The organism is Pseudomonas sp. BF-R-01 (genome assembly GCF_019946615.1).
GTDB classification, from domain to species: Bacteria; Pseudomonadota; Gammaproteobacteria; order Pseudomonadales; family Pseudomonadaceae; genus Aquipseudomonas; species Aquipseudomonas migulae.
Map to the genome: position 1 here is coordinate 1 of NZ_JAGYFX010000132.1, position 14,361 is coordinate 14,361.

Consider the following 14,361-nt stretch of genomic DNA (forward strand, 5'->3'; position numbering starts at 1 on the left):
GATCTCAAGTACGCCATCGCCGGCAAGCCGGCTCCTACAGGGGGCGTGTTTTATCCGGTAATCATCGGGGGCATGGTGCCCAGGAGGGAGACTGCCGCCACCGCGCCAATGCCCAGCAGCCACTCCATAATCACGCTGGTTTTGAGCGTCGCCATGCGCTGCTCGCAATCCTTGATCCGCTGCCGATTGAACAGCGCCAACCCCAGCATCGCACTCACCAGCAGCACCTTGATCAGCAGAATCAAGGCAAACCCGGACAGCAACGGGGTCGGCCAGAACTGCCCGGTCAACACCCGCACATTGATCAGCCCGGTGATCACCAGTCCTGCCACCAGCGCATAACCGACGCCGCTGAAGCGTTGCAGTATTTCGCGGACAGCATGGCCAGCCGGTTGCCGCAGGATCAACACCAACAGCAACAAGCCACCGAGCCAGGCGCCGACGCAGGTCAGGTGAATGATTTGATTGAGGATCAGCAACTGGCCGCTGAGGCCATCGAGCATCGCGCCGTGACCGACCGGCGCCAACGTCGCCAGCAGCAGGCCGCCGAGGACCAGGCGCAAGGGCAGGCTTGAGTGAAGCGGTGTCAGCAGCACAACCATCAGCAAGCCATTGAGCAGCAGATGCCAGCGCCAGACCTGGCCGAAAAACGTATTGCCCAGCACCAGGCGCAAGGTCGACGGATCGAACGCCGCCTCCCACGCACCGGCCATGCTGACGGTGATCAGCAGCAGCCAGGCGATGCCGCTGACCAATGCGACCGAGGCGAGCCAGCGGCTGACTCGCGCCAGCGTTTTGTCCAGCAACGCCTCATGACCCAACAGCAGCGGCCTGAATACCCAGACCCCGAACAGCATCAGCACCACGGTGAAATGCAGGAAGCGGCACAGCACCATCGCGCTCGTCATGAATTACTGGCCAACCTTGAAGCTGTAGGCGCCTTCGCTTTTGTGGGTATCGACCGACACCGCATGCCATTCGACTTTGTAGGCGCCCGCCGCCAGTGGCGCAGCCGGGGTCACGACCAGGGTCTTTTTATCGCTGCCTTCGGTGGCCAGGCTTTTCACCTCAACGTTGGCGCCGTCCTTGCTGATCGTGACTTTGGTGAATGCCGCTTCGACACCTTCGGAGAACACCAGGCGCAATTCCGACGGCGCACTCACGGTGCTGTCGGCAGCCGGCGTCTGGCTTTTCAGATGAGCATGGGCAAACACCGACGAAGCGGCGAGCAGCGAGCCGAGCAGGGCGACAGCGGTCAGGGTTTTCTTGAAAAGCATCGTGGATACCTCAGAGGCAGGTTCGAAGAAGGGCGACAGTTTAACTGCGAGCGCGAGCGGGCGGGTGTACGAAGTTTCGTTTTCCGCTGTCGCCGCGATGTAGGGCGGATGCTAGTCTTGAGCAACGCTGTTGTCAGGGAGCCCTCATGGGCAATCACAAGATCGAGATTCGCCGCAGTAACGTCGAAAAAATTCTGCTCGGGGCCGAAAAGGTCTTCGCCGAAAAAGGTTTCGGCGGCACCGCCATGGCGGACATCGCCGCTGAAGTGCAACTGCCGCGCTCCAATCTGCATTACTACTTCAGCACCAAGACCGAACTCTACAGTGCCGTGCTGTTCGATTTGCTGGAAGTGTGGAAGCAGGATGCGCTGTGCTTCGAGATGTTCGATGACCCACGCGTGGTGCTCAGCAGTTACATCCGCGCCAAGATGAACCACTCGCGCAGCCGGCCTTACGGCTCGAAAGTCTGGGCCAACGAAATCATCCACGGCGCGCCGACGCTGGGTGAGAAACTCGACGCCAGCCTGTACGACTGGGCCAAGATGAAAGAAGCGAAAATTCGCCAGTGGGTGGACGACAAACGCATCCTGCCGGTGGAGCCTTCCAGCCTGCTGTACATGATCTGGGCGTCGACTCAGCATTACGCCGACTTTGATCATCAGGTGAATATTCTGAACGATCACCAGCCGCTGTCGGACATGCAGTTCGAGCGGGCGGTGCAGACGGTGACGAGCGTGATTTTGCGCGGGATCGGGTTGGAGCCCTGATATCTCGGGTGTTGCTGATGGCCTCTTCGCGGGCAAGCCTCGCTCCTACAGGTACCGCGCTGTACCTGTAGGAGCGAGGCTTGCCCGCGAAGGCGTCAGATCAGGCGCAGCAGATTTTAGACGGCGACATGATACGGATTCCTCGGATCATGATTCCAATCCAGAAACGGCTTGCCGTTCTCCATCGGCACCATCTCGATGCAGTCCTGCACCGGGCAAGTGATCTGGCACAAATTGCAGCCCACACACTCGTCATCGATCACTTCATATTTGTGCGTCCCATCCGCCTGCCTGAGGCTGGCCACCGCCTGGTGCGAGGTGTCTTCGCAAGCGATATGGCAGCGACCGCAACCGATACACGCCTCCTGGTCAATTTTCGCGATCACCTGATAGTTGATGTCCAGGTACTTCCAGTCCGTGGTATTGCCCACCGCGCGCCCGGAAAATTCCGACACGCTGGCATAGCCCTGACTGTCCATCCAGCGTGACAAACCGTCCTTCATGTCCTCGACAATCCGGAAACCATGCAGCATCGCCGCCGTGCACACCTGTACCGAGCCGCTGCCCAGCGCGATGAATTCCGCCGCGTCGCGCCAGTTGCCGATGCCGCCAATACCGGAGATCGGCAAGCCTTGAGTCTGCGGGTCGCGTGCAATTTCGGCGACCATGTTCAACGCAATCGGCTTCACCGCCGAGCCGCAATAACCGCCGTGAGTGCTTTGGCTGCCGACGATGGGATTGGCGACCATGCGTTCCAGGTTAACGCTGGTGATCGAGTTGATCGTGTTAATCAGCGACACCGCATCGGCGCCACCGCGATGGGCCGCGCGGGCGGCGACGCGGATGTCGGTGATGTTCGGCGTGAGCTTGACGATTACCGGCAGCGAGCAATACGTCTTGCACCAGCGGGTGACCTGCTCGACATACTCCGGCACCTGACCGACGGCCGCGCCCATGCCCCGTTCCGGCATGCCGTGAGGGCAGCCGAAGTTCAGCTCGATGCCGTCGGCGCCGGTGGCTTCCACCAGCGGCAGGATGTGTTTCCAGGATTCTTCGACGCAGGGCACCATCAACGACACGATCAAGGCGCGGTCCGGCCAATCCTTTTTCACCTGGGTGATTTCCCGCAGGTTGATCTCCAGTGAGCGGTCGGTGATCAGCTCGATGTTATTGAAGCCAAGCACTTCACGGTTGGCGCCGAAATGCGCCGAGTAGCGCGACGACACGTTGACCGCCGCCGGGTCTTCACCCAGGGTTTTCCAGACCACGCCACCCCAGCCGGCCTCAAAGGCGCGGACCACGTTGTAAGCCTTGTCAGTCGGCGGCGCAGAGGCCAGCCAGAACGGGTTGGGGGATTTGATGCCGGCGAAGACAATCGAAAGATCGGCCATTTACGCAGCCTCCACGTTAAGCATCAATTGAGCGTTGATCGCCTCGGCAGCCAGCTTGCCGTGCTGCACGGCTTGCACGGTGAGGTCCTGATCGAGGCTGGTGCAGTCGCCGCCGGCATACACGCCGGGGATGCTGGTGCGCAGTTGTTCATCGACGGCAATCCGATCGCCCTGACGCTTGAGTTCACGGGCCAGCGGGTCGCTGAGGGCGCTTGAGTCAAAGGTCTGGCCGATGGCTTTGAAGATCGCATCGGCGACCAGTTCGAACGTTTCGCCAGTGGTTTGCAGGCGACCTTCTACCAGCTGTGTGCGGGCGAAGCGCATGCCGCGCACGTGGCCTTGATCATCGAGCAATACCTCTTCGGGTTGCGCCCACGTCAGCAAGCGCACCTGATTGGCTTTGGCGATGTCTTGTTCGTGGTGGGTGGCGCCCATGTCCTCGACACCGCGGCGGTACACCAGATTCACGTCATGGGCGCCGAGGCGGGCCATTTGCACGGCCATGTCGATGGCGGTGTTGCCGGCGCCGAGGACGATGCAGTGGTCGGCCAAAGGCAGTTGTGTCAGGTCATCGGCCTGGCGTAACTCGCGGATGTATTCGGTGGCGGCGAGCAGGCCGGGGGCGTCCTCGTGATTCAGTCCAAGCTGTTTGCTGGCATTGAGACCGAGGCCGAGGAACACCGCGTCGAATTGCTGATGCAGGTCGCTCAAGGTCAGGTTTTCACCGAGTTTCTGCCCGTGACGGATTTCGATGCCACCGATCTGCAACAGGAAATCCAGCTCCTTCTGTGCGTAATCGTCCACCAACTTGTACTTGGCGATTCCGTACTCGTTGAGGCCGCCAGCCTTTTCCCGTGCTTCGAAAATCACCACGTCATGCCCGTGCATGGCACTGCGATGAGCGCAGGACAAACCGGCCGGACCGGCCCCTACCACCGCGATGCGTTTGCCGGTTGCGGCCGCGCGCGGGAAGGGGTGTTCGCTAAAGTGCGCGTTGTCCACGGCGTAACGTTGCAAGAGGCCGATCAAGACGGGCGCGCATTCATGGTCGTTGTTGCGCACACACGCTTGCTGGCAGAGGATTTCGGTCGGACAGACCCGGGCGCAACTGCCGCCGAGGATGTTCGCCGAGAGGATTTTTTGCGCCGCGCCTTGCACGTTGTCCTGATGGATATTGCGGATGAACGAGGGAATGTCGATGTCGCTCGGACAGGCGTTCACGCACGGCGCGTCGTAGCAATACAGGCAGCGCGAGGCTTCCAGGTGCGCCTGGCGATCGTTGAGCGGCGGCGCCAGATCGGTGAAGTGGCCGGCGAGGGCGGCCGCATTCTCAACGGGATGCGGGAGGTGGGTCAGGGTCTTGATCACGGTGTTGGCCTCACGGTTATTTGAGGTAACTGCCTCTGATGGGCATTGGTGTTTTGTGTCGTCTGGGCCGGCCTCATCGCCAGCAAGCCGGCTCCTACAGTTGAAATGCATTCCCCTGTAGGAGCTGGCTTGCCAGCGATAGGCCGAAGGCCGCTCTCAGCGTTTCACAGCAACCGGCTGATTCAACTCCGCCCGCTTGCTCAGCAAATCAAACACCGCCGGATACGCCGGCCGTTCGACATAGCGCCCGGCTCCACGCTCGGCGCGCAAATCCCCGTCTGCCCAGACCACCCGGCCCTGGCTGATCGTATGGCTCGGCACACCGCGTACGGTTTTGCCTTCGAAGATGTTGAAGTCGACCTGTTGGTGATGCGTCTTCGCCGAAATCGTCCGTGTGCCTTCGGGATCCCACAGCACCAGATCCGCATCGGCACCCACGCGAATCGCACCTTTACGCGGGTAGAGGTTGAAGATCTTCGCGGTGTTGGTGGAGGTGAGCGCCACAAAGTGCTGCATCGAAAAACGCCCGGTGTTCACTCCTTCATCCCACAACACGGCCATGCGGTCTTCGATACCGGCAGTGCCATTCGGGATCTTGCTGAAGTCGTCACGCCCCGCGGCTTTTTGCTCGGCGCAGAAACAGCAGTGATCGGTGGCGGTGGTGTGCAGGTTGCCGGACTGCAAGCCGTGCCAAAGCGCTTCTTGATGGCCGCGAGGACGGAAGGGCGGGCTCATCACATAACCGGCGGCGGTCTGCCAGTCCGGATGCTGGTAGACACTGTCATCCAGCAGCAAATGCCCGGCCAGCACTTCGCCGTAGACTGGCTGGCCCTTGCTGCGGGCATAGGTGATTTCGTCGAGGGCTTCCTTGGTCGACACGTGTACCAGGTACAGCGGCGTGCCCAGGGTTTCGGCGATACGAATCGCCCGGCTCGCCGCTTCACCTTCGACTTGCGAAGGGCGCGACAGCGGATGCGCTTCAGGGCCGGTAATGCCTTGGGCCATCAACTTGCGTTGCAGGTGATAAACCAGTTCGCCGTTTTCCGCATGCACGGTCGGCACGGCGCCCAATTCCAGGCAGCGCTCGAAACTCGCTACGAGGGTGTCATCGGCCGCCATGATCGCGTTCTTGTAGGCCATGAAATGCTTGAAGCTGTTGACCCCGTGATGGCTGACCAGCTCGGCCATTTCCTCACGGACCTGCTCGCTCCACCAGGTGATCGCCACGTGGAAGCCATAGTCCGACGCTGATTTTTCCGCCCAGCCGCGCCACTGATGAAACGCTTCCATCAACGACTGCTGCGGGTTGGGAATCACGAAGTCGATGATCGACGTGGTGCCACCGGCAAGTCCCGCCGCCGTGCCACTGAAAAAGTCTTCACTGGCCACGGTGCCCATGAAAGGCAGTTGCATGTGCGTGTGCGGGTCGATGCCGCCGGGCATCAGGTATTGGCCGCTGCCGTCGAGCACTTCGGCACCCGCCGGAACATCAAGATTGTCACCGATGGCTTTGATCACGCCGTCGGCGCAATAGACGTCGGCGCGATAACTTTCATCATGGGTAATAACGGTGGCGCCACGGATCAACAGAGACATTCCGAGTTCCTCGCAGGCAATGACTGACTGGTGTCAGTTCTAACTGTTTTATAGGCAGCTGGCGTCAACGGTCGTATTCCTGTCAACGCTGTCAGGATTAGAAGCTAGTATGAGTTCAAGGATTGAGCAAGAATATTTTTTATAAGCATATAACCGTTTTAAGTTATTGATAAATAATAACTAAATCGATTAATCACCAAAATGGTGAGGCCTCTCACCATTTTGACGCACTTGACAGGTTCCAAAAATAGACGAGATTTCTTATGTGAAATCAGCCGCTTGAGAATGGTCTATGGTTGATGCGCAACTTTGAAAAAAAGATCGACGCACCAGATTGAGTCCTGACGGTTCGGACAACTTGCCTGGCCTTTAGCCTGAGAGAACAGACACGTCGCCGAGTACTCACTGGAGATAGATATAAAACTGATCAACATCAGTTAGTTGCAAAGTTTTTATGGAACTGCCCGATGCGCATTCGGAGTGCCCGGCACGTTTATTGATGCCGCCAGCCCCCGATGAGCAAAAAATAATTCAAAGAACAGTGGAGCGGCCATGCAACAGATCAGATCGCAAGTGACCGAACGCGACGGCTTGTTCGAGCTCGAAGCCGGCAGCGATGTCCTCGACAGTCCCCGATACAACCACGACATGGCACCGACCAAGGTGCGCGAACGAACCTGGAACAAATGGCACATCACCGCGCTGTGGGTCGGCATGGCGATCTGCGTGCCGACCTACACCCTCGGCGGTGTGCTGACCGCCTATTTCGGCCTGACGGTGGGCGAGGCGCTGGTGGCAATTCTGCTCGCCAACATCATCGTGTTGATCCCGCTGACCCTGAATGCGTTTCCCGGCACTAAATACGGCATTCCGTTCCCGGTATTGCTGCGTTCGTCCTTCGGCATCCTCGGTTCCAATATTCCCTGCCTGATCCGTGCGCTGGTGGCGTGTGGCTGGTTCGGCATCCAGACGATGTTCGGCGGGTTGGCGATTCACCTGTTTCTGGGCTCGGTGTTTGAGGGCTGGAAGTCCCTCGGTGGCACCGGTGAAGTCATCGGTTTCATGGTCTTCTGGGCGCTGAACCTGTGGGTGGTGATTCGCGGCGCCGACTCGATCAAATGGCTTGAAACGCTGTCCGCGCCGCTGCTGGTGCTGGTGGGTGTCGGTCTGCTGGTGTGGGCGATGCCGAACGTGTCGATGACCGAGTTGCTGGCGATCCCGGCCAAGCGTCCGGAAGGCGCCAGTGTGGTCAGCTATTTCGCCGCCGGGCTGACCGCGATGGTCGGATTCTGGGCGACGTTGTCGCTGAATATTCCCGACTTCAGCCGCTATGCGAAGAGCCAGAAAGACCAGATTGTCGGGCAGATCATCGGCTTGCCGCTGACCATGTTCCTGTTCGCCTCGCTGGGCGTGGTGATGACTGCCGCGTCGGTGAAACTGGTGGGCGTGACCGTCTCCGATCCCGTGACGTTGATCGGCCATATCCAGAGCCCGGTCTGGGTGGCGCTGGCCATGGCGTTGATCATCATTGCCACGCTGTCCACCAACACCGCGGCCAACATCGTGTCGCCGACCAACGACTTCCAGAACATCGCGCCGAAGGTGATCAACCGCACCAAAGCGGTGTTGCTGACCGGGCTGGTGGGGTTGTTGCTGATGGGCCATGAATTGCTGAAGAAGCTTGGGCTGATTGTCTCGGACCTGAGCCTGGAAACCGTCTATTCGAACTGGCTGCTGGGTTATTCGAGCCTGCTCGGGCCCATCGCCGGGATCATGGTGGTGGACTATTTCCTGATCAAGAAACAGCAACTGGACCTGGCCGGGTTGTATCGCGATGACGTGTACCCGGCGTGGAACTGGTATGGATTTATCGCGTTCGGCGTGCCGGTGGTGCTGACGTTGCTGTCATTGGGCAGCGATGCGTTCAGCTGGTTTTACAGTTATGGCTGGTTCACTGGCTCGGCGCTGGGCGGGTTGATTTATTACGGGTTGTGCTCGGTGCGGCCCAGCCCGTCTATCGCGAAATCTCCGGTGTGAGGGATGGCCCTATCGCCGGCAAGCCGGCTCCTACAGTTGAAATGCGTCCCCCTGTAGGAGCCGGCTTGCCGGCGATGGCGGCCTCAAATACACCAAAGAATTGCCTGAAAAACCTATAACAGCTGCCTGAGGAGATCACCATGAACGCGGCCGTAGACGTTCTGCAATCCACCCATCAGCACATCAACCGCGACCGCCTGTGGCAGTCGCTCATGGACCTGGCCCGGCTTGGCGCCACGGTCAAGGGCGGCGTGTGTCGCCTGGCCCTGACCGACCTCGATCGCCAGGCCCGGGACATTTTCGTCAGGTGGTGCGAGGAGGCTGGGTGCACCGTCAGCATCGACGCCGTCGGCAACATCTTCGCCCGTCGCCCCGGCCGCAACCCGAACCTGCCGCCGGTGATGACCGGCAGCCACATCGATACCCAACCCACCGGCGGCAAGTTCGATGGCTGCTTCGGCGTACTGGCCGGGGTCGAAGTGCTGCGAACCCTCAACGACCTGGGCGTGGAAACTGAAGCGCCGCTGGAAGTGGTGGTCTGGACCAACGAAGAAGGCTCGCGTTTTGCCCCGTGCATGATGGGCTCTGGCGTGTTTGCGGAAAAATTCACCCTCGAAGAAACCCTCGCCAAGGTCGATGCCGAAGGCATTACCGTCGGTGAAGCGCTGAACGCCATCGGCTATGCCGGGCCACGAAAAGTCAGCGGTCACGCGGTCGGCGCGTATTTCGAAGCTCACATCGAGCAAGGCCCGATCCTTGAGGACGAACACAAAACCATCGGTGTGGTGATGGGCGCCCTCGGGCAGAAATGGTTCGACCTGAAACTGCGCGGCGTCGAAGCCCACGCCGGCCCGACTCCGATGCACCTGCGCAAGGATGCACTGGTCGGCGCCGCCGTGATCGTCGGTGCGGTCAACCGCGCCGCCCTCGGCCATCAACCCCACGCGTGTGGCACCGTCGGTTGCCTGCAAGCCTATCCTGGCTCACGCAACGTCATCCCCGGTGAAGTGCGCATGACCCTCGATTTCCGTCACCTGGAACCGGCGAGGCTGGACTCGATGATCGCTGAAGTACGTGAAGTGATCGAAACCACTTGCGAAGAACACGGCCTGACGTTCGAACTGACCCCCACCGCCGACTTCCCGCCGCTGTACTTCGACAAGGGCTGCGTCGAAGCGGTACGCGGTGCTGCGCAAGGTCTCGGCTTGTCGCACATGGACATCGTCAGCGGAGCAGGGCACGACGCAATCTTCCTCGCGGAGCTCGGCCCGGCCGGGATGATCTTCGTCCCGTGCGAAGGCGGCATCAGCCACAACGAAATCGAAAACGCCGCGCCGGATGACCTGGCGGCGGGGTGTGCGGTGTTGTTGCGGGCGATGCTGGCGGCTTCGGCGGCGATTGCCGGGGGGCAGCTCGCGGCATAAACGTCAGAAATTCGCGTAAGCCCATGTAGGAGCGAAGCTTGCTCGCGAAGGCGCCCGTTCAATCGACAGTGATAGTGAAGTCGATGGCCCCTTCGCGAGCAAGCTTCGCTCCTACGGATTCGGATGTTTGCCGCACGATCCCCACCCCTCGCGGTCGTAATCTTCACAGAGCGCCACACGTTGGCGCGGCCGCCATTGTGGAGATCCAATGAGCCAGGACGTCCTGACCACCGAAACCAATCGCCGCCAGTTGCAGCAGATCATTGCCGGTTTGTCCGACGGGGTGATTCTGCTGGAGCTCGACCAGACCATTGTGTGGGCCAATGATGCTGCGCTGGCCATGCACGGCGTCAGCCGGATAAGCGAGTTGGGCGCGAACGCCAGGGAATATGCCCGGCGTTTCGCGTTGCGCTATCGCAATAACCACCCGGTGGCGACCGACAATTACCCGATCAACCGGGTTGCCCGGGGCGAGACCTTCAGCGATGTGTTGGTGGAGGTGACGCCGACCGCCGACGAGGATCGCACCTGGGTTCACAACGTGCGCAGCATGGTCCTGGCCGACAGTGCAGGGGCGCCGGAGTCGCTGGTGCTGATCATGGACGATGTCACCGAATGGGCCAGCGCCGAGCAGCGCTTCGAAAAGACCTTCAATGCCAATCCGGCCCCGGCGGTGATCTGCCGCCTCAGCGATTTGCGCTACATCAAGGTCAATTCGGGTTTTCTGGACATGACCGGGTATGCCCGCGATCAAGTCATCGGTGTTTCGACCTATGAACTGGACGTCCTTGAAGGCGCCGAAAAGAAAGACCTGGCGATCGAGCGTTTGCGCGAAAACACCACCATTCCCCAAATGCAGGCTGAGCTGAAGTTGGCCGATGGCAGCAGCAAACAGGTCATCGTCGCAGGGCAGCCGCTGGAGCTGAACGACGAAGACTGCATGCTGTTTTCTTTCGTCGACATGGAGCCACGGCACAAGGCTGAAGTTGCCCTGCGCCAGAGCGAGGAACGTTTCGCCAAGGCCTTTCGATTGACCCCGGTGCCCACCCTCGTGTGCGGTGCTGGCGATCAGGTGGTGATCGACGTCAACGAAGCCTTCCTTGATACGCTCGCGTACCCCATCGAAGACGTATTGGGCAAGACCCTCGCGGAGATCGATTTCATCCACGACCAAGGCGACCGCACTCGGCTGTTTGCGGCGCTGGAGAAAACCGGCCGCCTGGATCGCATCGATGTGCGTATCCGTAAAAAAGACGCTCAACTGATCGATTGCGCGATTTGCGCCGACACCGTGAACATTCAGGACAACCCTTGTTATCTGCTGGTGTTGATGGACATTACCGAGCGCAAACGCACCGAACTGGAGTTGGTGGCGGCCATCGAAGAAGTGATGCAAGACGCGTCCTGGTTCAGCCGTACGCTGATCGAAAAACTCGCCAATGTGAAGAGCGCCAATTCGCCGAAATTGCCCAGTGTGTCGTTTACCGACCTGACGGCCCGGGAGCGCGATGTGCTTGGCCTGATCTGCGAAGGCCTGGCCGACAAGGAAATCGCCGCGCGCCTGAAACTGGCCCCCAATACGGTGCGCAATCACGTATCGACGGTTTACTCCAAGCTCGATGTGCACAGTCGCAGCGAGGCGATTGTCTGGGCACGTGAGCGGGGATTGTTTTCCAGCGAACGCCGATCAAAGGAATAACGTTAAGGTGCAAATGCACTAGTTGAGGCAGTGCAAATGGATGTTCTGATCGGGCTCGGCGGTTCTTAGGCTGTAAGGGTGAGATACGAGTCTTCGCGTCCCCCTCGATACAGGAAAAGGAACCGTCACATGGTCACGTTCAGAGCGCACGGGTTTATGCGCCGTCGCCCAGATGAATCGCAATGATTTCCCTGGCGCAATTACGCTTGCAACTGGAACGCAGTTTTTCGCCGCTGGCCTGTGAGTGCACGCTTACGGGGGATCATTCGCTCACAGTGAAGCTCTATCATCCGGTTTCCGGGCAGGTGGATCTGGTGGTCAGTGGGTTGAGCTTGACAACGCTCGGAGCGCCGGACGCTGTGCAGGCGCTGATCGAAGAACTGCGTTATGAGCTTGAAAGCAATAGTCTGGGTCGACCGAATGCGATCCTGTAGGGGATTATCAAAAGTGAAGGGGGCTATAGCATTTTGTTCTAGTTGAACTGTCATGTTTGACAGTAGCTCTCTTGCCCGATCTTTCTGATAGTGGGCCGTGTCTTTTTAACACGGCGTTATCAGAGGGGTTTCATAATGGAAATCGAAACGAGCCGAAAGTTTTCAGAGCCTGACTCGTGGGAGGGCTCAAAGATATTTGTAGATGGAGTCGAGCATCTGCCGGGTTCGCCGATTGCGCTGAAGGCGCCTGATTCACATGTTTTGAAGATCGTTTCGAACTTGTTGGACGGTAAACAAATCAGGCTGGAGGTGGTCGACGTCGAACTGGCCAATATCGATATAGCCCCGAAGGGTTGGGTGACAGTGAGCGGTGGCATCGCGGAGTTTACAATCACTCCACAATCCATTATCGGAAAAGCCACGTTGATATTGTTCGCGATGGACTTTACTGAGGTTTTGACGTTTCCATGTATTGTCACGCCGCCTCCTCATCCTTGGTATTCGGTTTCTTCAATTTACGTGGAGTCATCGTCTTGGAGCGGATTCGTACCACACGCAGGGCTTGTACCCGGTGTAAAGGCTGGCAGTAGTTTTAAAATTACGTTGAAGCCGGTAGGGGATAGTTTGCTTGGCAAACAGGTGGAGATGAAAACGTTGGATTCATGGCTTCCACCTGTTGTGACGCCGACGGAACCTCAGGTGATGGTAAAAGACGGTATTACCTGGCGTGTTGTCTTCACAACGCCTGCGTTCGTAACGGCAAGGATTTTTTCCCCTGATGTTCCATCGTGGACCGGAATCACCTTCGTACCTTCTGGGTACAAAGTAGGAATAGCTTCTTCTGAAGAGTAGGGCTGCGCATCGGTATCAAGGGGGTTAATACACGCAGAGACTGGAACAACGATTGAGTCGGCATTCCAGGATTACTGCATGGCGTGACCTCTCTAATGGTCGTAGGCATTTGCACTGGCGGATTGGGCAAGAAACATCGATGCGGGGTGGCAGAAGCGGTCGAGTGGGCTATAAGCAATAAGTGGGTAAAACTCTGTGACCGGACCGTGAATAGGCGGAAATCCATTTGTTTCACAGATATCTGACAATCAGTTGCCGCGGGCCTACCTATGAACATTCTTGGGAAATGCACGTTTGCGCCTTTGTCGCTTGCCTTTTGCATAACGATACTCAGCGGTTGCGCCAGTCCACCGCCGCCACCTCCCGCCGCCCCACCTCCGATACCTCAACGCACGTGTGACACGTCTGAAAAAACCGATGTGTTGGGTGACGCAAGGGCTGAAGGGCAGGTGACAAGGGAGACCACGTTGACTCGGTGCGTGACTCAATAGCTCCCTGTACCTGAGTTGTGGGTGAAAATTATCCCGGCTGAAAAGACGTAATTTTACATTTGGGTATGCAAGGCTTACCGCGATGGCGTTCTCGAGATTGCCATCGCCGGCAAGCCGGGCTCCTACAATTGACGGACTTTCTCAGGAAAGAAAACCGCCATCCACATTCAGCGAAACTCCCGTGGTGTAACTCGACGCATCACTCGCCAGATACAACACCGCCCCCGCCATTTCACTCGGATCCGCCACGCGCTTCAGCGGGATCTGCGCCAGTGCAGTCTTCAAAATCGCATCATTCTTCACCAGCGCCGAGGCAAACTTGGTGTCGGTCAGGCCCGGCAGCAGGGCGTTGCAGCGAATCCCGAACTGCGCACATTCCTTGGCGAACACCTTGGTCATGTTGATCACGGCTGCCTTGGTCACCGAGTAGATGCCCTGGAAAATTCCCGGCGAGATGCCGTTGATCGATGCCACGTTGATGATGCTGCCACCACCGTTGTCACGCATCAGTTTGCCCGCTTCCACGGACATGAAGAAGTAGCCGCGGATGTTGACGTCGACGGTTTTCTGGAAGGCGCTGAGGTCGGTGTCCAGCACGTTGCAGAACTGCGGGTTGGTCGCGGCGTTGTTGACCAGGATGTCCAGGCGGCCGAACTGTTCGCGGATGCCGGCGAAGACCTGGCTGATTTGTTCCATTTCGCCGATGTGGCACGCGACGGCGGTGGCTTTGCCGCCGGCAGCGATGATGGCGTCGGCGACGTGCTGGCAGCCTTCGAGTTTACGGCTCGAGACGATGACGTGGGCGCCTTGCTGGGCCAGGAGTTTGGCGATGGCTTCACCGATACCGCGGCTGGCGCCGGAGACGAAAGCGATCTTGCCGTCGAGGTCGAACAATTGAGTCTTGGACATGGGAGTTCCTTGTTATAGGCCTGACATTTGTACCGTGGGAGCCAGCGATGCGGCGACCCGACTTGCCGGCGAAGAACGATTACGCGGTATTACAGATACACCGCAGTGTCCAATTC

General features: G+C 58.9%; 12 protein-coding genes. 6 read left to right on the top strand and 6 right to left on the bottom strand.

Annotated elements, in window-relative coordinates; translation table 11 throughout:
- Positions 1–50: 50 nt before the first annotated feature.
- Together copD and copC are read right to left on the bottom strand one after the other, a co-directional pair.
- The gene (gene copD, locus KGB27_RS28375) at positions 51–908 is read right to left on the bottom strand and encodes a copper homeostasis membrane protein CopD (RefSeq protein WP_223557189.1); all 858 of its coding nucleotides are present in this window, start codon (positions 906–908) and stop codon (positions 51–53) included.
- A gap of 3 nt (positions 909–911) precedes the next feature.
- Entirely contained in the window at positions 912–1,277 is a 366-nt protein-coding gene (copC, locus tag KGB27_RS28380) for a copper homeostasis periplasmic binding protein CopC (RefSeq protein WP_223557190.1), read from the bottom strand.
- Between the two features lie 146 nt (positions 1,278–1,423).
- Between copC and KGB27_RS28385 the strand changes: the two genes are divergently transcribed.
- Positions 1,424–2,044 carry a TetR/AcrR family transcriptional regulator gene (locus KGB27_RS28385; protein WP_008024841.1) on the top strand — a complete coding sequence of 207 codons (621 nt, stop codon included), beginning with the start codon at positions 1,424–1,426 and terminating at the stop codon, positions 2,042–2,044.
- 116 nt (positions 2,045–2,160) lie between these two features.
- Here KGB27_RS28385 and preA read toward each other — a convergent pair whose 3' ends face one another.
- The 3 genes from preA to hydA all read right to left on the bottom strand — a co-directional run bounded on the left by preA (position 2,161) and on the right by hydA (position 6,399).
- A complete protein-coding gene (gene preA, locus KGB27_RS28390) occupies positions 2,161–3,435 on the bottom strand; it encodes an NAD-dependent dihydropyrimidine dehydrogenase subunit PreA (RefSeq protein ID WP_192227454.1) in 1,275 nt (424 codons plus the stop codon).
- Positions 3,436–4,803 (bottom strand): NAD(P)-dependent oxidoreductase, encoded by a 1,368-nt coding sequence (locus KGB27_RS28395; protein ID WP_223557191.1) that lies wholly within the window; start codon positions 4,801–4,803, stop codon positions 3,436–3,438.
- Positions 4,804–4,959: 156 nt separating this feature from the next.
- On the bottom strand, positions 4,960–6,399 hold the full coding sequence (gene hydA, locus KGB27_RS28400) for a dihydropyrimidinase (RefSeq protein ID WP_008024835.1): 1,440 nt from the start codon (positions 6,397–6,399) through the stop codon (positions 4,960–4,962).
- Between the two features lie 552 nt (positions 6,400–6,951).
- Between hydA and KGB27_RS28405 the strand changes: the two genes are divergently transcribed.
- From KGB27_RS28405 to KGB27_RS28425, 5 genes are all read left to right on the top strand, one after another.
- The gene (locus KGB27_RS28405; RefSeq protein ID WP_008036778.1) at positions 6,952–8,436 is read left to right on the top strand and encodes an NCS1 family nucleobase:cation symporter-1; all 1,485 of its coding nucleotides are present in this window, start codon (positions 6,952–6,954) and stop codon (positions 8,434–8,436) included.
- Positions 8,437–8,576: 140 nt separating this feature from the next.
- Positions 8,577–9,860 carry a Zn-dependent hydrolase gene (locus KGB27_RS28410; RefSeq protein ID WP_223434627.1) on the top strand — a complete coding sequence of 428 codons (1,284 nt, stop codon included), beginning with the start codon at positions 8,577–8,579 and terminating at the stop codon, positions 9,858–9,860.
- Between the two features lie 208 nt (positions 9,861–10,068).
- The gene (locus KGB27_RS28415) at positions 10,069–11,559 is read left to right on the top strand and encodes a helix-turn-helix transcriptional regulator (protein ID WP_223557192.1); all 1,491 of its coding nucleotides are present in this window, start codon (positions 10,069–10,071) and stop codon (positions 11,557–11,559) included.
- Between the two features lie 182 nt (positions 11,560–11,741).
- Positions 11,742–11,993, top strand: a complete 252-nt coding sequence (locus tag KGB27_RS28420; protein WP_223557193.1) for a DUF1652 domain-containing protein — start codon at positions 11,742–11,744, stop codon at positions 11,991–11,993.
- A 135-nt stretch (positions 11,994–12,128) separates the two neighbouring features.
- A complete protein-coding gene (locus tag KGB27_RS28425; protein WP_223481817.1) occupies positions 12,129–12,845 on the top strand; it encodes a hypothetical protein in 717 nt (238 codons plus the stop codon).
- 632 nt (positions 12,846–13,477) lie between these two features.
- On the opposite strand, the gene KGB27_RS28430 is transcribed toward KGB27_RS28425, so the two are convergent.
- Positions 13,478–14,245, bottom strand: coding sequence for an SDR family oxidoreductase (locus tag KGB27_RS28430; protein WP_008036792.1), 768 nt, complete (start codon positions 14,243–14,245; stop codon positions 13,478–13,480).
- Between the last annotated feature and the right edge of the window lie 116 nt (positions 14,246–14,361).